Here is a 21110-nt window from a genome sequence, read left to right on the forward strand (position 1 = left end):
AGCGTGTTAAAATGCCAAGATATTATGATCATGAATTTAAACAATATATCGCTAAATTAGTTGTGGAAGAAGAAAAGAACGCGGCAGAAGTAGCGAGAGAGATGGACGTCCCCTATAAAACCATGAGTCGCTGGGTAAGCAATTATCGTAAAAAGCAAAAGGCCGAGACCGCTGACCTGGACTATATAACGCCCAGTGAGCACAAGAAGCGAGAGAAAGAGCTATTAGACAGGATTAAAGATTTAGAAGAGGAAAATGAAATCATAAAAAAGGCGGCAAGCATCTTCATGAAAAACCAGAAGTAAGATTCGCTTTTATACACGAACACCGCCACGAGTTTCGTGTAGTGAAGATGTGCAGCGCATTAAAGGTTTCAAAAAGTGGCTATTATAAGTGGGTGAATACGAAAGAAGTGAAGAGTGAACTTCAACAAAAAAGAGAGGAAATAATGAAGCAAATTCGTCACCTGTTTCATCAGTATCACGGGATTTATGGGAGCCCGCGTATTACAAAGGAGCTGCATAAATCAGGTATTAAAATCAGTGAGAAAACAGTGGGGCGTTATATGAAGGAGATGGGGTTAAGTGCGATCCCTAAAGAACGATTTGTCGTCACGACTGATTCCAACCAGTCCGAACCTATTTATCCAAACCTGTTAAACCGGAAGTTTTATCCGACCAGGCCTGATCTTGTATGGGTTACAGACATCACTTACATTTGGACCACAGAGGGCTGGTTGTATTTATCCACCGTTATGGATTTATTTTCACGGAGAATCGTTGGTTGGAACATGGATAAGACAATGACAAAAGAGTTATGTTTAGTGGCTCTAGATCGGGCTTTAACCCTTCGAAAGCCTTCCGGCCCACTCATTCATCATTCGGACCGGGGAAGCCAGTATGCATCAAATGATTATACAGCGCAACTGAAAGAAAATAATATTATCATTAGTATGAGCCGCAAAGGAAACTGTTATGACAACGCATGTATTGAGTCCTTTCATGCATCTCTAAAGAAAGAGTTCGTCTATCGCACGAAGTTTAGTACCAGAGAACAAGCTAAAAAAGAGATTTGGAAATTTATTATGAGCTTTTATAACGAGAGAAGAAGTCACTCTACACTGGGTTATGTTTCGCCAAATGAATATGAAAGAATGTACGGTTATTCGGCACATAGGAAAGTTGCATAAAGGTGATACAACCATAGATGGGCAAGCGGGCCAAATAAGCAACTTTATATGGAGAAGGGGGTATGCTAGCCTTGATTGGCAGGCCAAGTTTTTAATACCTGCCTGTTTGGCAACAGATGCATACCCACAGAGGCTCCATGTCAAGTTGCGGGATTTCTGCACGCTCACCTCTCTCGCTTGTGGCTCTAAAATGACTCACATGTAATCGAAACAAAATGGAGAGGAAAATATCCTCTCTCATCGACAAGGCTGAGATAGGTATCTCTTAGAAAGAATTCTCTTTTCTATTTGTCCATTTTCTTGACAGAAGTCCACGATACCCTAGCCTGAGGGCGATATCCCACATGATTCAGGCGATGCTCTCCGGCATGAAGGCAATATAAGCACACTTCAAGCAATACCGTCTATTGTTTTCCAATTTTATCAAATTAATGTATGATAATAATTAAAATTAAAAAGGATACAATAGCAGTGTGTATATGCTTTTTTACATAGAAGGAAGTGAAAAAATGATAGCGAGTGATAATGCAGCAGTGCGATTTAATCAAGTGAATTACTCCACGGAGGGTTTACATATTCTAAAGAACATCAGTGGTTCGTTTACAGAAGGCAGCATCACAACAATTGTCGGCCCTTCAGGTGCTGGAAAGACGACATTGTTCCGATTATGTAATGGTCTGAAGTCACCGGATTCTGGTGAAATATATATTCATGATAAAAATATTAATAGCTATGAACCGGTGGAATTGCGCCGGCATGTCGGGATTGCCTTGCAGAATGCAGCAATGATAGGTGGCAGTGTCTTGAAAAATCTAACACTACCTTTAGAATTGCAAGGAAAGCAGCTGGCTAGAGAGGATGCTGAAGAATTAATGCATATCGTAGGGTTGAATAAAGATATGTTGCAGAGAAACTCCAAGGATTTGTCCGGCGGCCAGCGCCAAAAACTATCCATCGCCCGAACACTCGTAAATCGGCCAAAAATCTTATTGCTTGATGAGATTACATCTTCGCTCGACCGTGTTTCCCAACAGGATATTGAAGACCTCATCGTGAGAATCAAACAGCAATTCGGAACAACCATTATTTGGATTACCCATAATCTGCAGCAGGCTCGAACAATCGGTGACTATACATGGGTGATGATGGAAGGTGAAGTCATCGAAACAGGAACAAGCGATTTGCTGGACGACCCTGAAAATGACAAAGTAAAACGGTTTGTAAAGGGGGAAGTCGAATGAGCTTTCTTACCTTAACTATTACACTTATTTTTGTACTCATCCCACTTATATTATCCAAAACGCTTAAGCTTGGACTCGAGAAAGATACCATCATTGCAACCGTTCGTTCCATCATACAACTACTGGCTGTCGGATATATCCTTCAGTTTGTATTTGATGCTGAAAACTCCATTTATATGATATTGATGATCTTACTCATGATTGCTGCGGCCACACAGAACGCCCGAAAAAAGGGCGTATCCATTAAAGGGATCACGTGGAAACTTGTTGTTACCTTTGTTTTTGTTGAATTACTGACACAAAGCATCTTGCTCGGTTTACATATCACACCACCGACGCCTCAATATATCATCCCAATCAGTGGTATGGTGATTGGAAACTCCATGGTGCTTGGTATTCTGTTTCTCAACCGATTCACAGCGGAAATGGAATCACGTCAGGAGCAAATAGAACTTATCCTGTCACTGGGCGGCACACCAAAACAGGCAGTGCATACACAGCTTATCACTTCCATCAAAGCAAGTACGATTCCGACAATTGAAAGCCAGAAAACCATTGGGCTTGTCCAGTTGCCAGGAATGATGAGTGGGCAAATTATTGCGGGAGCAGATCCTGTTCAAGCGGTTTTATTCCAATTACTCATTTTATTCCTCTTGCTGACAACTGCTGTAGTGACTAGCATCATGTTGGGCTATTTATCATTCCCGACCCTTTTTAATCAGCGCATGCAATTTTTAGGGGAGAATCTTGAAAGCTCGGAATAGAAAATAGAGGCTCATCAGTGAATGGTGAGCCTTTCCCGTTTATTTCCAGCAGTCTTTCTTGCACAGGATTTCTCCCTTTAAACCATTCTTCTCCCTCTCATCCCTTTTATTTTTTTGGTATTTTATAAATAATTCCTTTTATACATAATATTAATAGTATCCCCCTACAATGTTAGCATTTTAAACGTAAATCGTATAAACTTGAGCGCTTATCTCATACTAACAATATATTAGTATAAACCAATAAATCTGTAGTAAGGAGTAGAAAATGTATAAGGATATACGAAACCGCACCCAACATCGCGGGATTCCTTTACCTGATGGTCCATGGATAATGACACAAAAGTGGGATCATTTGTTATTCATTCATTTGCCTGTCCCTCCTGAGATAATGAAGAAACATATCCCTCAAAGCGTGGACCTGGATATCTATGATGGAATGGCTTGGCTAACCATACTTCCATTCAAATTAAATGACATGCGTTTTCGCAAAACACCACCTATTCCTTTCGCGAAGTCTTTTTTAGAACTGAATGTACGGACCTATGTGAAACGAAAAGGAATACCTGGAATTTATTTTTTTAGTTTGGATGCCGAAAAAATTTTTGCTGTTGCGGGTGGAAGAATAGCCACATTACCTTATTTTCATGCAAAAATGAAGATGAAAAAAAGCGAAGATACCTTTCATTACAGCAGTATGCGCTATGGAAAATCAGAAGCTATATTTAAAGGAAGCTACCGGCCAACTTCTGAAGCTTATTATCCGAAAAAAGGAAGTCTTTCCCACTGGCTCCTGGAAAGATATTATTTATATTCGTATAGGAATAACGCTCTGTTTCAAGGGGGTATTCATCATAGACAATGGAAAATTCATGATGTAGAAGCTTCTATTACGAGACAAAACTTAACCCCATTTTTGCCTGATACTGTTTTTAATAGTAAACCACTGCTTCATTATGCTGCCACCAGGCGGGTTTTATTATGGCCAATAAGAAAAGTTGATTAACAGATCATTTCCTTAACTATGTTAGGAAGTGATCTGTTAACTTTTTAGTGGAATCACTGCGTTTAGCTTTTTAATAACTTCTTTGTTTCATATGCATATCAAAGTCACTCTCTTTCTTATTCTTTCTTGGCCCTATGAAGATAGCCAACATGCCAACTAATCCATAAATTATAAAAGAAGTAGCATAGCCCCATGTTCCAATAAACCATCCAGCAAGTAATGAACCTAATGCTTGTCCTACTGCCAAAAGTAAGAATGGAATGCTAATACCTAATGATGCATTTGTAATAAATACACGGATTCCCCAGACAAGAAGAACTCCGGTTAAAAATATATAGGAGCTACCGAAAATTCCGGCCGATAAGTAAGAGATTAACCAATTTCCAGGTGTAAAAGATAGAATAATCGATGCTGAAGCAATTGACAAACTCCCTAATTTATAAGCAACAGACAGTCCCCACCTTTCAACGAGAGAACCAGAAAACCCTCCCAGTACACCAAATAATCCGATAATTACCCAAAATCCGGAAAGCTGCCAATCACTGTATTCACCAGCCACTTCAATAAAAGATCTGGAAAAGGTCCAAAAGGCTGCCGTAGAAATCCCCAAGATAAGAGATGCCAAAATCAACGAAGTGACTCCTTTTACTCCTCGTACAGAGAGGTTTCCTTTTTTAAACATCAAATTCGAACTCTTCCCGACTTTGGGAATCGCTCGGAAATTCCATATCAATATAAGAAATGTCAAGACAGCATAAATCAAATACGTCAGTCTCCAATTCGGTGTTAATAAAATCGCTCCTAATCCAGTAAGGGCTATGCCAAAACTTGTTCCTGAATTGACCCATGTATTCGCCTTTCCTTGCCTAGCCTCTTTAATCCAAAGCGATATGGCAGCGCCATAAGGTGGAGATACCAGACCTGTACTTCCACCAGCAAGTAACACTCCAAACGCAAGCACCCATGCATTTGGAGTTATAGACATCAACAGCAATCCAGTAAAAGCAGATACACCGGCTGAGATAATCATCCTTCGTGGTCCTTCTTTTGTAGTAATCACAGTGGATAGGACAATCGTGAAGCAATAGGCCAAATAAAATAATGATGAGATTATCCCTGCTACATAATCAGACATTTCAAGTGATTCACTTATCTCAGGAAGGAGTAATCCAAAACTAAACCTCGCTAAACCATAAGTGACAGCAATCATGGCAACTCCAGGCAGAACCAACTTTGAAAATTGCATCGTATTCATCCTAACTTTTAATTATATAGAACGACCTTTCTAATTTTTAGGTAAAAAAATTACGATGTATGTTGGACAAGTACCATCGCAATCGCAATCGAATATTTTGTCGCCTTCTCTGCGCCAATCAATGTCGTCATGGAAGTAGTTCCTTCAAGCAGCAATGTAAATTGATTAGCTAAATCTCGTTCGTTATCTTTACCTTTCCTTTGAGCCAATAGTTGAAAATATTTAAGCAATTTTGATTTATGCCCTCTTGCAATGTTTTCAATCTCATTATCAGTTCCCGCATAGTCTTCTATTGCTCTTAAAAACATATCTCCTTTGTAGGATTGTTCTTTTAACCAACGGCCGTGAGCTCGGACAGCAAGAATGAAAGGGGAATCTGAATCCATTTCTACATGTGAATCCAAATATGACCAATAGCGTTCTTCCCGCTGCCTAAGTACTTCTTCGACCAAATTATCCTTGGAAGGAAAATGATTATATAGCGTCATCGTTGCTACATTCGCTTCACTGATGATTTGTTTCAATCCTACTCCACGAAATCCATGCTCATAAAATAACTGTTCAGCTACTTTAAGTAATGTATCTTTTTTTATAGATCTACTCATATCATTCACTTCTCTTTCAATTATATAGAACGACCTTTCTATTACAAGTTTATCAATCCCTCGAACTAATCGTCAACTTTTTTTATCTAAACAAGCTTTCACTAATCACAATGTGACCATCACCTTAACAAAAAATATCCTGATAAGTTACTCCACAACCTGCCCGATTGCTGTATTGAAAGAATCCAGTATATCAACGTAAATGTATCAAACTTTTTTAGCAGGCAGGAAAGCATAAAACTTTCCTACTGCATAAGCGCGGGCTTTAGCCGCTCACCATTAAACGCTTGGGGAACACCTAGTTTTCCAATAATCTACTTTTTCTCTTGGAATGTTTAATTATTACTCTTCTGTGTCCATTTCTTTTTCTTTCGCACATTATTGACCCATGCTCTATCCTCATCCATCATTTTTTTGGCAGCAAAAATGGTCAAGAACTGTACAACAATGATTGGTATCCCCATAAGGCCAGATAGTACTTCTAGCGGTGCCAATCCGCCTATTCGCATTAATAATAATGCAAGAACAGTGATAATTGCAGCGACAATCAGCCGCAGATTTCTGGATGGCTCCGATTTACTCATATTTTTCGTTCCTGCATAGCTGGCAATGGTATATGTTGTTGAATCCAATGTAGTGATCATGAAAATCATAGCAATGGTGACAAACATTACCAGAGCAATAATAGCTAAAGGCATGGAACTCAATATTGCCGGTATAGCAGCCATCGCGTCATTCTGAATAATCTCCAGTACAGGAACTTCTCCCGTAAGATACCTGTGTACACCAAGACCGCCAAGGACAGCTGTTGCACCCCAGGATATTAGCATTGGAGCTAATAAATAGGTTAGAATCATTTCCCTTATCGTTCTTCCTCGGGATATTGTTGCAGCGAAAACACTGTGCAGCATTGCCCATGTAGCATTATAGGCAAACCAGAACACGGTATTGCTTTCGATATGTGTGGTTTCTCCCATGTTCACAGAATTTGTATAAAGGGATATATCAACATAATGCATGATAAGAAAACCAACAGTGTCTGTGAAATAATTAAGGATGAATACCCCTGGACCTGCTACCATGATGAATATAGCAAACAAACCTGCAAGGTACATATTTAACGTACTTAATTTCTTTATTCCTCTTTCAATACCCAAATAGGCACTGATAGAGAATAAAAGTACCCATACAACTGTCACAATCAATGTTAAGCCAAATGTGATTTCAATATTAAATATTTCTGCCAGACTATAGGTGACAATCGGGGTCCCTAACCCTAACGTAACAGCGGCACCTGCAAGGATACTGATTAGAAAAATAACATCCAATATTTTACCACCGATACCATCCGTAAACTTATCTCCAAAAATACTCCGGCAAGCTTCGGAAATTCGCATAAGCGGTTTCTTCCTAACGTGCACGAGATATCCCATTGCAGGAGCAGCCATCACGAAAATGGCAAAGGTTTGAAAGCTCCACAAGAACATACTATAGGCGTTTCCCCACAGCAACGCCTGGGCTGATTGTGCCTCTACACCAAAAGGGGGATCTACTGCAACATTGGCCCATTCAGTCATCCCTGTCCGCATGATGGTGGACCCCAGCCCCATGGCGATTAGAATCGAGGAATATTCAAAAAGCGTGAACCTTGGTTTCTCCATCGGGTCACCTAAAACAACATCCCCATATTTGGAAAATGATAAATAAAGTCCGGCGGCAACCATTAAAATGGCATACCATAGATACCCCCAGTTAAACATCTCAACAATTTGATTAAATATGGTATTTAATAATTCTAAGGATTCATCTTCATACATCGCAAAAGGAATACAAATTGCGATGATAATAAGTAAAGATGGGGCAAATATTCTATGGTCTATTAGCCTTCTTTTGCTCGATCCTTTGCTTTTTTTGCCCATTTCTATCTAAACCTCCAATTATTTATAACGATATAAAAGTAGATATATAGTAAGTTTAACAACTTCTCTCGGCTATATACTCTACTTATTTACCACGTTTTTAATTTTATAAACGTAGGATAAACATAAGAAACCAACATAGCGGCTACGAGCAGGTTGCCACCAAGGTAAAAATCGAGATATAGGCGGTTTATAGGTTTCCATACTGTGATTTTAAAATAAAATATACCGTCCAGTATTCTTCAACCTGGACGGTATTTGTTCCTTTGTAATATGAAAATAAACATTCTAGAACATGAGGCCCCCTAGATAGAGAACGCTTCTATCTAGGGGGCCTTTTTTCTTAGTAAAGCTAACTATAGACTATTTTTACTTAAAGGATCTTCTTCAGTCTTTCTAAAATTCGGCTTCCGCTTTTCTTTAAACGCTTGAACTCCTTCTTGATGATCTTCTGTGGATACGACTGTGGCCTGGGTGATACGTTCCTGTTCAAGAATTTCATCCAGGCTGGAAGTAAGGGATTGGTCGGCAATCTTTTTTATAAACCCATTCACTTTTACAGGACCATCTGCTATTTTTGCGGCAAACATCTTTACCTTCACATCAAAGTCTTCTAATGGATAAACATGATTAACAATACCTAAAGAGCTAGCTTCTTCAGCCGTGATTGGCTCTGCACTGAATAACAGCTCTTTCGCCCGGTATGGACCGATTAACCTTGGTAGAAAAAACAACCCACCTCCGTCGGAAATTAAGCCAACTTTGGAAAAACTCAATACAAATTTACTCCCTTCTGCGGCCAGGATCATATCACATGCTAACGCAAGGTTAAACCCTGCACCTGCAGCAAACCCATGTACAGCAGCAATAATTGGTTTTTCCAAATCTCTCATCGATTGAACTAACTCATTTAACTCTCCAATATGTTCATACGTTTCTAAGGCGTCACCCGTACCCATTGTCTTAACATCCCCGCCCGCACTGAATGAACGACCTGCACCCGCAATGGTAACGACACGAATCGTTTCATCATATTTAGCCTTTTTAATAGCTTCTTTTAGTCCCGTAATCATCTCTGGACTAAATGCATTCAAACTATCCGGTCGATTCAAAGAAAGGTGCATTACACCATCATTAATCTTGGTTAACAAATGCTTGTTTTCTGTCTGCTTCATTCTTAATTCTCCTCCTTTTCTATGCCTCCTGTTATATAAACATCTCCATCTCCAGCATTAATCGCCTGTTTAGCCAGGTTAATAGCATTGATCCCAGAACCACATTGACGATCAATCGTAAGCAGGTATATCTGTAGACAATCCTGTCTGTAAAGTGGTTAATCTGGCGATGTTTCCTCCACCGCTTAACACATTTCCCATAATCACATCATCGATTAACTGTGGATCAACTGTTGCCCGTTTAACCGCTTCCTTTATAACTTCAGCCCCAAAAACATGTGCCGGAACAGATGCTAGAGCACTCCCTTGTCTTCCTATCGGCGTTCGAACGGCTGATACGATAACAGCATCTCTTTTCATAAATTCATCCACTCCCCTATTAATACTTTTTATAGTGAACTTTTCCTTTAATAACTTCTTTTCCATTCTGATTCACAGCCATCACATTAAAATCCATATGCGTTTCACTGGTATCATGCAATATTGCTTTAAGTGTAATCACATCCTCAAGAAAAACCATTCCTGAAAACCTTATGGTATAACCTTGAATAAATCCGTCTTCCAAATAGGGAGTGAAAAGTTTAGACAAGTTTCCCATCGTCCACATTCCATGGGCAATAATGCCGGGTAGCCCTGCCTTTTCCGCTTCTTTATCAATCGTATGGATAGGGTTAAAATCACCAGAAGCACCAGCGTATTTAATCAAATCAATTCTGGATACAGGGTCAAGTGTCTCATCAATTTGATTACCTATTTGTAAATCCATTAAATGTTTCATCTGACCAATTCCTTTCTTACAGCTTCTGTTATAATGACAACTTGCTTCTCCGTAAATATGTTTTTTCCTTGTGTATCCTCACCATATCTTTCCAGGATAATAAATCCCATTAAGCCATTGCCACCGTTTTTCTCGTAGTAATCTGCCACCTTTGTATAACAATATAATGTTTCACCTACCAACAGAGGTCTTTCATAATGATAGGTTTGCTCTCCATGAATCAACCCTTTATTGGGTAGGTATAACTCATCAATCTCCCCATACTCAAAGACACGCGGAAACGTTGGTGGTGCAATGTTTTGTCCAAATCTTGACTGCTCCCCAAATGCTTCGTCCACAAATATAGGATGTGAATCACCGATGGATTCAGCAAACCTTCTTACCATACCTCGCTCCACAATATTTTTAACTTTATCGGAACATTTCCCTATCACTTCGTTAAACATATCTGCATCCCCTTTATGCTTTAATAGATTTAATCTTTTGGTCCGCCGGCAACATAGATTACCTGCCCATTAACAAATGAAGACGTCTCATCAGCAAAAAAAGCAACCGCATTAGCAATATCGGCGGGTTTTCCACTTCTGCCAACCGGGATCGTGTTGACATTGGCTTTTACCAGTTCTTCAAAAGGAACTCCGATCCGATCAGCTGTTTCTTTCGTCATTTCCGTTTCAATAAAACCTGGTGCAACCGCATTTACCGTGATTCCAAATTTACCTAGTTCAATGGCGAGTGTTTTAGTTAGACCTTGCAACCCTGCTTTAGCCGTCGCATAGTTGGCTTGTCCACGGTTACCAAGTGCCGATGTAGATGATGTGTTAATAATTCTTCCATATTTATTGTCTACCATGTATTTTTGTGCTGCGCGGGCAGCATGAAATGATCCATTTAAATGGACATCCATTACTTGCTGCCAGTCACTATCTGTCATTTTAAATAACAGATTGTCCCGAATAACTCCTGCATTATTTACTAGAATATCCAGGGATCCGAATGTTTCAACGGTCTCTTTCATTACTTCTTCTACTTCCTCCGCATTAGCAACATTGGCAGGTTTCGCAAGAATTTCATAGCCTTGATCCTTAAATTCCTTTTCCGTCTGACTGAGGGCCTCTTCATTAATATCAATAATCGTCACTTTTGCTCCTTCTTCAGCAAATTGCCTGGCGACCCCTTTACCTATTCCGCGACTACCACCTGTTACAAAAGCCACTTTTGATTCAAATCTCTTTGCCACGATAAATTCCTCCTGAATTTTTTAAATGTTGTCCTCTAAATAAATTGGCCTATTTTAACGTTACCTTTTAATAGATTTCTGGAAATAATTATCCGCTGAATTTCATCGGTACCATCGTATATTCTCCATAGTCTTGCTTCACGGTACCAGCGTTCAATTGGCAATTCTCTTGTATACCCCATTCCACCATGAATTTGCATAACACGGTCTACTACTCTATTTCCCATATTAGACCCGTATAACTTGGCCATTGATGCTAAATGACGGTTGTCTTCTCCCTGATCGAGCGTGAACGCCGCATTTAGTACCATCCATTTTGCTGCTTCAATTTCAACTGCTGAGTCGGCGATTTGCCACTGAATTGCTTGACGGTCCGCAATTGGTTTACCAAATGTTTCACGCTCTTTGGAATAATCAATGGCCATTTGCAATAACCGCTCAGCGGAGCCAACTGCTGTTGCACCTACAACCCATCTTGCAAAACCGATCCACTCTAAGCCAAGATTATAACCACCATGTAACTCTCCTAAAATATTTTCCTCCGGGACTCGGACATTATCAAAAACAAGTCCTGCTGGTCCCCATTCTCCCATTGTATGAATATATTCGGATTTCCATCCCATATCCCGATCGACAATAAAACAAGTAACACCATCTCTTCCGGTACGTTCGTGACTGTCTTTATCTGTTACAGCAATTACCATTACAAAGTCAGCTTCGTTCCCACCCGTAATAAATGTCTTTTCTCCATTGATAACCCATTCATTTCCGTCTTTCACAGCTGTCGTTGTTATATTTTGTGTATCAGATCCTGCACCAGGTTCTGTCATTGCAAAACAGGATTTCTTATCACCATTAATCGTTGGTATTAAATATTTTTCCTTCTGTTCTTCGTTCCCATAATAAAGAATATTATCCGCTGATCCCCCGAATTCAAACGGAACAAATGTCTTTGAAACTTCCATTAAAACGATAGCCAGCATCATTTGACCAATTTCTGCTCCACCATAATCAGCAGGTGTATTAATCCCCCAAAAGCCGGATTGTTTGGCTTTCTGTTGAAGATCTTTCATTTTTTCCTGTGACAGGCTTGGTTTACCCTCCCTTTCATTTCGTAATACCTCGTTTTCTAATGGCATTAATTCCTTTTCCACGAATTTTCGGATTGTTTGCTGTACCATTTTTTGCTCATCTGTTAAACGTAAATGCATGTTATCCACTCCTGTTCTTTTCTATCATATTATTTATACTAACTAGTAAGTATGTTAAATGGGGAGAAACGGAAGGAAAAATTGTGAAAGCAGCTATTCCTTCCTTTTCATGTATAATCCGGTAACACTGTCAGTCATTTCTATCATAAAATTGATGGGTTACTAATTGTTGGAAGACAGATCCATAGTTTTCCCCTCACATTTTAAGTAAGATGCCGCTTTTCAATCTGTAAAAATGTTGTACAAATCATTCAGCGAAGGCCTATTTTTAAATATTCAGCGTACCTCCATCAATAACAAGCGTTTCTCCTGTAATAAACGAGGCCTCATCAGAAGCAAGGAACAAGACTGCATTGGCAACTTCTTCCGGTTTACCGATTCTTCGCAGGACATTTGCAGTAGATAGAATCGGCCACTTATCTGTCTTCTTCCAATCATCAACCATTTTTGTATCAATAATGCCTGGAGCAACAGCATTCACACGTATATGTTTCCTTCCAAACTCTGTTGCCGCCGTTTTGGTAAGTGTGATGACACTACTTTTTGAAGCGGAGTATGCGGATACAAGTTTCTGCCCCTTTATTCCAGCAATACTGGCCGTATTAACGATGGAACTACCCGGCTCCATCAAGGGAATTGCATATTTCATTCCAAGGAACACACCAGTTAGGTTGATATCCATAACTTTCTGCCATTCTTCCAGTGAGACATCCGGTATTTTTTTCTCATCACTGTTCACCCCTGCATTGTTATATAGGATATCAATTCGACTGAATGTATCAATCGTTCTTTTGACCAAATTCCTGACCTCTTCTGGATTGCTCATATCAGTATGAACAAACGCTGCTTTTCCACCCTTTGCTATAATCGTATTCACCGTTTTTAGCCCAGCCTCTTCGTTGATATCCGATACCATAACCCTGGCTCCTTCTTCTGAAAAACGTAAAGCTGTCGCTCTGCCAATATCTCCACCACCGCCGGTAACGATGGCAACTTTGCTTTCTAACCGCATGTGATCACCCTTTTTGCTAAAAAATATAACCTGGAATATTTATGGAACTACTATGAGTTTTCCATATGTTTTGCGATCTGCCAATACCTCTAAAGCTGCTGGTACATCCTTAAAATCATATTCATGATAAATTAGTGGTTGAACCGATCCTTCTTCATAAAGTCGCATTAAATCATCATGAATTTCACTTACCTTTTCTGGATTTAAACCACGAAATAACCCCCAATGAACACCAACAATGGAATAATTTTTAACCAATGCATGGTTTACTGGAGCATCCGAAATACGCCCACCTGCAAAACCGATAACGAGTATGCGCCCATCAAAGGCAATACATTTTCGTGAACGATCAAACACATCTCCACCTACAGAATCAAAAATTACATCGGCTCCACGCCCGTTCGTTTCCTCTTTTACTATTTTCACAAAATCCTCAGTTGTATAATCAATAGCAACATCGGCTCCAAGGTCTTTGCATAACTGCACCTTTTCTGGTCCTCCGGCAGTTGCAATAATTTTTGCTCCTTTTGCCTTGCCAAGCTGAATAGCGGATGACCCTACTCCCCCGGCACCTGCATGGACTAAGAGGACTTCTCCTTTTTGAATATTACTACGGTGATATAACGCATAATAAGAAGTTTGATAGGTTATAAACATACCTGCCGCTTCACTGGCAGACATTGTATCTGAAACAATATAAACAGATTCCTCAGAAACAGAAACCCATTCTGATAACCCTCCTTGAGGCAGTTTTGGGGTTGCAATGACTCGCTGACCTTCCTTAAGTTGGCACCCTTCCCCAACAGAGCGAATAATTCCTGAGATTTCGGCACCAGGTGTAAAGGGAATAGTTGGCCGTTCCTGATATTTCCCCTGACAAAGTAAAATATCAAAGAAGTTAAGAGAAGAAGCTTCAACTTCTATTAATACTTGTCCTTTTTCAGCATTGGGGCGGGTTGACTCTTGTAATTTCAATACATCTTTTGGTTCTCCTAATTCTGTCACTTTCCAACTGCGCACCTGTAATTCCTCCTTAACAATGGGATTTCTTTTAATTCATTACTAGAAAGACAGAAATCTTATTTCTTATCTGGATACTAAACGTACAGTATGTTTAAACGTTAATTATGGTATTTCAATCGAGAATAATATGAATTTATTTTTCCACTACTGGTGTACAACCTTAAAAACCTGTTGGCCATTGCAAGATTTCGCTCACTTTTTGATCCATTTTTGGCACAAGCATATTCCAATGTCTGTGATAGAAATTTCCTTGTATCCCTTGGATCAATAACGTCGTCAATCAAATACTTTCCGGCGGCTTTATAAGGCGAACTATCAAAACCCCATGTTTTCAATAATTCCAGCCTCTTTTCCTCCGGATTTATCCCTTCAGTATTATTAACTATCATTGATGCTTGAAATTCGGTTTCCTTTTTTCAATAAATGCGTCTACTCCTTCTTTAACATCTTCTGTCTGGAAAACTTCTTCAAAAAGTGCCGCTTCATTTTCGATCCCTGCTTCTAAATTCATCTCCAGCCCTTGATCAACGGCCTGTTTAATCCTTGATAAAGCCTGTAGTGACTTCCCGGCAATCTGTTGAGCCAAACTCATTGCTGCAGTGAATGCTTCTCCTTGTTCAACCACCTGACTTACTAACCCTATTTTCTCCGCTTTTGCCGCTGTAATCGGATTCCCTGTATACATCATTTCTTTTGCTTTTGCTTCACCAACAAGCCTGGGAAGTCGTTGGGTACCAGCTCCTCCAGGAAAGAGCCCCAGTTTAATTTCAGGAAACCCAAGCTGTACCTGCTCTTCTGCAATCCGAATATCGCATGTTAATGCCAATTCACAGCCTCCACCAAATGTAAGCCCATCAAGGACTGCAATCGTCGGCTTTGGTAACTTATCCAGTTCATTCAACATGATATGCATGGACCTTACATCCTTGAGCATATCAGCGTTTCCAATCATTTGTGGAAACTCTTTGATATCCGCTCCAGCCATAAATGCTTTATCCCCAGCTGTTGTTAATAGAATACACACTACTTCTTTATCATCTTTTAATACTGCAGTGATTTCTTTTAACTCTTTTTGCACCTGTTGACTCATCACATTTAATGGTGGATTATCAATCGTAACTGTAGCAATACCTGCCTCTTTTTGATACGTAACAATTTCCCCCACTTATTTCCCCCTCTCATTACATAGCTAATTTAATTGTTTGATTCCTCTTTGATTTTCCGGCGTAAAATTTTTCCGACATTCGTTTTTGGCAATTCTTCTCTAAATTCAATGACCTCTGGTACTTTATATGCCGCCATATTCTTTCGGCAATACGCAATTAACTTCTTTTCATCACGTTGCTTCCCTTCTTTTAACACAACAACTGCTTTTACCGTCTCTCCGCGGTACGGGTCAGGCATACCAACAACCACTGCTTCCTGAACAGAAGAATGTTCATATAGAATTTCTTCAACATCCCGTGGATAAACATTGTACCCACTCGCAATAATCAGGTCTTTTTTTCGATCCACAATGAATAAATAACCATCTTCATCCATATAAGCGATGTCACCTGTATACAACCAACCGTTTCGAAATGTATGGGCAGTTTCTTCCGGCATATTCCAGTAACCTTTCATCACCTGTGGCCCTTTAATAATTACCTCACCTATTTCTCCAGTGGGTAGTTCCTTCGTTCCCTCAGCCAGATCAACAATTTTATAATCGGTAGACGGAACACCAATGCCTACACTACCAGGTTTTCTTATCCCGAAATAAGGATTACAGTGTGTTGTGGGAGAAGTCTCTGAAAGCCCAAATCCTTCTAATATTGTTGCACCGGTTTTCTCTTCAAACGTTCGCAGGATTTCCCCTGGCATTGGAGCACTACCACTGTTACAAATTTTGATACTATCCATATTATACTCGCTTACCTTTGGATGATTAATTAAAGCAATATACATGGTTGGCACTCCTGGAAAAGATGTTGGTTGCACATCTTTAATTGTCTGAAGCACTTCTTCCAAATCAAATCTGGGTAACATAATGCTCATCGCTCCACTGTAAATGGCAAGGTTCATACATGACGTCATTCCATATACGTGAAATAACGGAATCACAGTCAGGAAACGCTCTTTTCCCGGCTCAAGGGCATCTTTAAAATATTCGTTTGACTGCATCACATTTGCTAGCAGATTACGATGTGTAAGCATGGTTCCTTTTGAACGTCCGGTCGTTCCACCCGTGTACTGTAAAATGGCTGTATCCTCACTCGCATTTATAGCAACAGGCTTAGGAGGGGCTGTTGCCTTTTTCAAAAACGTTTCAAAGCCTGTCGCCATACCATCTTCGGTTTCTCTTCCTTCCAAATTAACTTTAATAACATTTTTAATTGATGTATGATCAATAATTTGATTTAAAGCAGGAAGCAGCGGCTCGTAAATAACAATAGATTCGGCACCTGAATCACGTAAAATAAACTCCAATTCTTTTCCGATGAGCATCGGATTGATCTGTGTTACAATTCCACCTGCCTGTAAAGCTCCATAATAACTAATGACATATTGTGGGCAATTCGGCAGCATAATTGCCACCCTGTCCCCTTTCTTTATCCCTTGCTCCTGAAGAGCTGCAGCAAAAGCATCAATCTGCTTGCCAAGATCTTTATACGTAATCTCTTTCCCATAAAAGTAAATGGCTGATTTTTCTCCATATTTCGCAATCGTTTCATCCAGCATCTCTGTAAGTGATATATCCGGTATTTCCAATTCCTGTTTGATATGTTCCGGGTAATGCTTTAACCAGACTTTGTCCATCGTATCATTCCTCCTTGGAAAATCATTTAAGATAGCGCTTACAAATAAAACGTTGCTTCTATATCATTCCCAGGCACACCCTTCTTCTTTAATGCAGGGATTACATTTTCAAAAACATGTGCAGGATGCCCGTTTAATTACTCCTGGACGGATTCCTGTTTAAAAAATCCTCTAACCACCTCAGCTATTCTTCTGTAATTCTCTCCATAAAATCTTCCCACTGCTTGTAGTTGGAAATTCATCTAGAAACTCAACGATTCGTGGATATTTATTAGATAAGCGGGCAGGCCAAAACTCCAAGTGATTGGTATTCATCATATGTCACCCTTCCTATTTTAATCATTAAAGCACGCTCTAAGGTATTAATATTATCTTTCCTTTTGTCTTTCTCTCCTGAAAAAGTTCATGTACGTGGTTCGCTTCAGCTAATGGGTACGTATTACCGATCGTCAGCTCCAACCTCCCTTGTTCCACATATGTCAGAAGTTCTTGTAAACTGCTTGTGAACAATTTTGGTTTTTTCATGATTTGTGGCAGAAAAAAACCGACTACTGTTTGATTACGTCTCATTAATGATGATGGGTATAATTTTGCCTGTTCCCCACTTGCTACTCCGTAAATAACAAGACGGCCAAAATCCGCTAAACATTTCATTGTTTTATAAAAAACGCTGCCACCAACCATCTCAAGTGCTACATCAACACCTTGGCCATCCGTCAAATCATAAATTTTATTTTCCCATCCATCTTCCGAGTAATTAATAAGATGATCTGCTCCCATCTTTTCAGCAAGTGATAGTTTCTCCGCTGTGCTGGCAGTTGCAATCACTTTTCCTGCACCAAATATTTTTGCCAGCTGAACAGCCAATAAACCGACTCCACCTGACGCTGCATGAATAAGGACGGTCTCGCCTTTTTCCAATCTTCCCATTGTCTTTAAAATGTGGTATGCACTTTGGCCCTGTAAAGGAAGAGCAACAGCCTTTTCAAAAGATACATCTTCTGGAATAGGTATCAACGTTTTTGCAGCAACAACAGCATATTCCGCATAACCTCCCGATTCAATTAATGCAACAACATGCATCCCTTTTTTAATATGATGAACAGCTTCCCCAACCTCTGCTACCACACCGGCGACCTCTGAACCTGGAATGAATGGCAATTCTGTAGGGACGACATACTCCCCTTGACGTCTTGCTGTGTCGGCATAGTTAACACCAACTGCTTTCACTTCAATTAATACATCATTGGCTTCAACTGACGGTGTTTCCATATCTGTATATTTAAGTACATCTGGTCCACCATATTCCTTGAATTGTATGGCTTTCATATTTCGCTTTCCTCCTATGTTTCCTTATTGATTTTTGTCTTTTTCACTTCGATTGTTTTACCATCTACCAATCTAGGGATAATGGATAGTATCCCTTGCTGGTTTATAAATGTGATATCGTCCTGCAGTTCATGACTCACTAGCATTCGTCCAACTCGGGAATCACGCAACACATCTTGATGTGTAACATTTTCATAAAACATTTTTGCGGTTAGTGCACTATCCGTTAAATCAACATGGTCACCATATTCGCTTACAAGCTGCTGGATAAAATACCCTGCGCCGTAGAAATCTTCTATACAGAATTGATTTTGCGAACCAGAACATATAACAATAATCGTTTCATTGTCATATATTTCTGTAATCTCCTCACTTACGGCCTTTCCATTCAACAATGATGCAATATATACCTCTTTTGCGGATGCCGCTTTACGAATGGCAACTGTTCCATTCGTTGTTGACAGCACTACCGTTTTCCCCGCGACATGCTTCTCTAATGCCAATGGGGCTGGACCAAGGAACCCATCAATCGTTTTTCCATCATATTCCCCGACAAGTGAAACATCTTTAGGTGCAAAGTTTTTTGCCTCTTGTAAAGCTTCCGCTTCGTCCATTACAGGAACCACACGCTCTGCTCCATAATCAAGACATGCTGTGATTGTTGAAGTTGCAAGCAGCACGTCAAATACAACTGCGATTTTATTGTTATCCATCTGGAAAGTGTCAATTTCTTCTTTTTTCAATAAGAGATGAATTTTCATCATTTACACACCTTTGGCAGAATGCAATGCATGTTGAATTAAATTCGCAACAGATTCATTGAAGTTAGCGAATCTTGCATCATTGGTCTGCCCATTATGATAGCGGTAATAGATTTGCTGGCAAATTACGGCAAGTTTAAAGTAGGCAAAAGTAAGATAAAAGTGAATAGAAGAAACATCACGCCCGCTTTTCTTCGTATAATCCTCCAAAAACTCCCTTCGCGTAAAAAAACCCTCATTGATCGTTACAGATGGCTTCCCAAGTCCTGTTTTCAACTGCTCCGGGTCATCCGCTTCAACCCAGTAGCTTAAAGCAGCTCCAACATCTGCCAATGGGTCTCCTACCGTTGTCATTTCCCAATCAAACAAACCTGTCATTTCACTAAAATCCTCTGAAAACATGGCATTATTTAACTTATAATCATAGTGGATAATAGTAGGTTCCTGGGACACAGGAATATTACTTTGCAGCCATTTCGTCAATTGGTCAACACCTGGGACATTTTCTGTTTTTGCCCGTTCATATCGCTTAATCCATCCAAACACTTGCCGTTGCATAAAACCATCCGGCTTGGAGAGGTTTACCAACTCCGTCTGATTGTAATCAACCCGGTGCAACTCCACTAATTTATCAACCATTAACTCAGAAATTTTCCTGCCTAATGCCGGATCATATTGTATGCCATCAGGAAACTTTGTATCGATTACCAGTCCTTTTCTACGCTCCATGATAAAAAATGGGCTTCCAACAATTTGTTCATCCTCTGAAAAAATATATGGCTTTGGTGCAGTTGGATATAATGGGTGCATACTGGATAAGATTGTGCTTTCCCGCTTCATATCGTGTGCTTTCGGTGCAACAGGGCCGAGTGGCGGCCTCCTGAGTACCGCCTCCCATGCCCCAACCCGTAACAAATAGGTTAAATTCGAATGACCAGCACCAAATTGTTCAATCTCCATTGTCCCATCAGGGATCCCCGAAATATTTTTCCGTACAAATTGCTGCAATATTTCCTTATTAAGTCCCTCCCCTTCACGTACAGCTATCGTATCGCTAAACGAAGATTTCATTGTTCTTCAGTCCTCCTCACACCAAATGCATATGTTCTTGAAAAAATCATCAGCCCTTGTTACTGACCGGATAGTATGTTTATACTATTCAGAAATTAAATTCCATATTACTATCTGGTTAGATAGTAATTTCTTTTTTCTACTGTATCCCGGCTAAAATCATATCTGAGTAAATTTCCACCAATTCCTCTGGTGAAACTTCTCCTCCTGGATTAAACCAATTATAGCTCCAATTTGTTACTCCCAATATTCCAAACGAAATCATGTCCACTTTTAAATTTTCCTTAAACTGTCCTTGATTTATTCCTTCCTGCAAAACATTTTCAACATTCAAGCGAAACTGCGTCCTTTTTTGTTTAATACTTTCAATATTTTCATTGACTAAATGCCGTACCTCACGAAAGTATACACGAGCGCTTGGACCATTTTTATCAATATCTGTAATTAATAAGTTTATTATTTCAGTTATTTTTTCTTTCGGTGACAAGTTATCATTATTGATTATCCGATTCTGGCGATCTAATAAATGGCTAATATAATCTTGATGAATTTCCATTAACAACTGCTCTTTACTGGAATAATAATAATAGAACGTTCCCTTCGTCACTCCCAATTCGTTGACGATATCCTGGATGGACGTTTGACTAAATCCTTTTTTCTCGAAAAGCAAAATGCTTTGTTTTGTGATTTCATCCTTCATTTGCCTAACCTCGCTTGCTGTAGAGTTATACT

At 39.7% G+C, this 21110-nt stretch carries 19 protein-coding genes and 3 pseudogenes; 4 read left to right on the forward strand and 18 right to left on the reverse strand.

All coding sequences use genetic code 11. The annotated features are described in order from the left end of the window. The first annotated feature begins 11 nt into the window (after window positions 1-11). The 4 genes and pseudogenes from ACZ427_RS13965 (at window position 12) to ACZ427_RS13980 (ending at window position 4200) form a co-directional block, all read left to right on the forward strand. Window positions 12-1189 (forward strand): annotated as a pseudogene (locus ACZ427_RS13965) (IS3 family transposase). Between the two features lie 509 nt (window positions 1190-1698). Next, a complete protein-coding gene (locus ACZ427_RS13970) occupies window positions 1699-2430 on the forward strand; it encodes an ABC transporter ATP-binding protein (protein ID WP_461176600.1) in 732 nt (243 codons plus the stop codon). Next, window positions 2427-3194 (forward strand): ABC transporter permease, encoded by a 768-nt coding sequence (locus ACZ427_RS13975; RefSeq protein WP_461176601.1) that lies wholly within the window; start codon window positions 2427-2429, stop codon window positions 3192-3194. Before ACZ427_RS13970 ends, ACZ427_RS13975 begins: the two co-directional genes overlap by 4 nt. A gap of 268 nt (window positions 3195-3462) precedes the next feature. Continuing rightward, window positions 3463-4200 carry a YqjF family protein gene (locus ACZ427_RS13980; protein ID WP_461176602.1) on the forward strand — a complete coding sequence of 246 codons (738 nt, stop codon included), beginning with the start codon at window positions 3463-3465 and terminating at the stop codon, window positions 4198-4200. Window positions 4201-4270: 70 nt separating this feature from the next. Here ACZ427_RS13980 and ACZ427_RS13985 read toward each other — a convergent pair whose 3' ends face one another. From ACZ427_RS13985 to ACZ427_RS14070, 18 genes and pseudogenes are all read right to left on the reverse strand, one after another. Then, entirely contained in the window at window positions 4271-5446 is a 1176-nt protein-coding gene (locus ACZ427_RS13985) for an MFS transporter (protein ID WP_461176603.1), read from the reverse strand. A 59-nt stretch (window positions 5447-5505) separates the two neighbouring features. Continuing rightward, complete coding sequence (locus ACZ427_RS13990) at window positions 5506-6060, reverse strand: TetR/AcrR family transcriptional regulator (RefSeq protein ID WP_461176604.1); 555 nt, start codon at window positions 6058-6060, stop codon at window positions 5506-5508. A gap of 335 nt (window positions 6061-6395) precedes the next feature. Then, window positions 6396-7979, reverse strand: a complete 1584-nt coding sequence (locus ACZ427_RS13995) for a BCCT family transporter (RefSeq protein WP_461176605.1) — start codon at window positions 7977-7979, stop codon at window positions 6396-6398. A gap of 356 nt (window positions 7980-8335) precedes the next feature. Further along, the gene (locus tag ACZ427_RS14000; protein WP_461176606.1) at window positions 8336-9154 is read right to left on the reverse strand and encodes an enoyl-CoA hydratase/isomerase family protein; all 819 of its coding nucleotides are present in this window, start codon (window positions 9152-9154) and stop codon (window positions 8336-8338) included. Between the two features lie 17 nt (window positions 9155-9171). Next, window positions 9172-9514, reverse strand: a pseudogene (locus ACZ427_RS14005) (thiolase family protein); the annotation flags it as partial. 19 nt (window positions 9515-9533) lie between these two features. Continuing rightward, window positions 9534-9932 carry a MaoC/PaaZ C-terminal domain-containing protein gene (locus tag ACZ427_RS14010; RefSeq protein WP_461176607.1) on the reverse strand — a complete coding sequence of 133 codons (399 nt, stop codon included), beginning with the start codon at window positions 9930-9932 and terminating at the stop codon, window positions 9534-9536. Next, complete coding sequence (locus ACZ427_RS14015; RefSeq protein WP_461176608.1) at window positions 9929-10378, reverse strand: MaoC family dehydratase N-terminal domain-containing protein; 450 nt, start codon at window positions 10376-10378, stop codon at window positions 9929-9931. The genes ACZ427_RS14010 and ACZ427_RS14015 overlap by 4 nt, the downstream gene beginning before the upstream one ends. 29 nt (window positions 10379-10407) lie before the next feature. Beyond that, the gene (locus tag ACZ427_RS14020) at window positions 10408-11172 is read right to left on the reverse strand and encodes an SDR family oxidoreductase (protein WP_461176609.1); all 765 of its coding nucleotides are present in this window, start codon (window positions 11170-11172) and stop codon (window positions 10408-10410) included. A gap of 35 nt (window positions 11173-11207) precedes the next feature. Further along, entirely contained in the window at window positions 11208-12383 is a 1176-nt protein-coding gene (locus tag ACZ427_RS14025; RefSeq protein WP_461176610.1) for an acyl-CoA dehydrogenase family protein, read from the reverse strand. 268 nt (window positions 12384-12651) lie between these two features. Further along, on the reverse strand, window positions 12652-13395 hold the full coding sequence (locus ACZ427_RS14030; protein ID WP_461176611.1) for an SDR family NAD(P)-dependent oxidoreductase: 744 nt from the start codon (window positions 13393-13395) through the stop codon (window positions 12652-12654). 39 nt (window positions 13396-13434) lie between these two features. Continuing rightward, window positions 13435-14415, reverse strand: coding sequence for an NADPH:quinone oxidoreductase family protein (locus ACZ427_RS14035; protein WP_461176612.1), 981 nt, complete (start codon window positions 14413-14415; stop codon window positions 13435-13437). Window positions 14416-14578: 163 nt separating this feature from the next. Further along, window positions 14579-14780, reverse strand: a pseudogene (locus ACZ427_RS14040) (acyl-CoA carboxylase subunit beta); the annotation flags it as partial. A gap of 23 nt (window positions 14781-14803) precedes the next feature. Continuing rightward, window positions 14804-15583, reverse strand: a complete 780-nt coding sequence (locus tag ACZ427_RS14045) for an enoyl-CoA hydratase/isomerase family protein (RefSeq protein WP_461176613.1) — start codon at window positions 15581-15583, stop codon at window positions 14804-14806. Window positions 15584-15612: 29 nt separating this feature from the next. Next, window positions 15613-17217 carry a long-chain-fatty-acid--CoA ligase gene (locus ACZ427_RS14050; RefSeq protein ID WP_461176614.1) on the reverse strand — a complete coding sequence of 535 codons (1605 nt, stop codon included), beginning with the start codon at window positions 17215-17217 and terminating at the stop codon, window positions 15613-15615. A gap of 354 nt (window positions 17218-17571) precedes the next feature. Continuing rightward, entirely contained in the window at window positions 17572-18546 is a 975-nt protein-coding gene (locus tag ACZ427_RS14055; RefSeq protein WP_461176615.1) for a quinone oxidoreductase family protein, read from the reverse strand. Window positions 18547-18560: 14 nt separating this feature from the next. Beyond that, the gene (locus ACZ427_RS14060; protein ID WP_464883448.1) at window positions 18561-19310 is read right to left on the reverse strand and encodes a 2-phosphosulfolactate phosphatase; all 750 of its coding nucleotides are present in this window, start codon (window positions 19308-19310) and stop codon (window positions 18561-18563) included. Next, the gene (locus tag ACZ427_RS14065; RefSeq protein ID WP_461176617.1) at window positions 19311-20378 is read right to left on the reverse strand and encodes a phosphotransferase family protein; all 1068 of its coding nucleotides are present in this window, start codon (window positions 20376-20378) and stop codon (window positions 19311-19313) included. 139 nt (window positions 20379-20517) lie between these two features. Continuing rightward, entirely contained in the window at window positions 20518-21078 is a 561-nt protein-coding gene (locus ACZ427_RS14070; protein WP_461176618.1) for a TetR/AcrR family transcriptional regulator, read from the reverse strand. Between the last annotated feature and the right edge of the window lie 32 nt (window positions 21079-21110).

It is taken from the genome of Virgibacillus ainsalahensis (assembly GCF_055380755.1).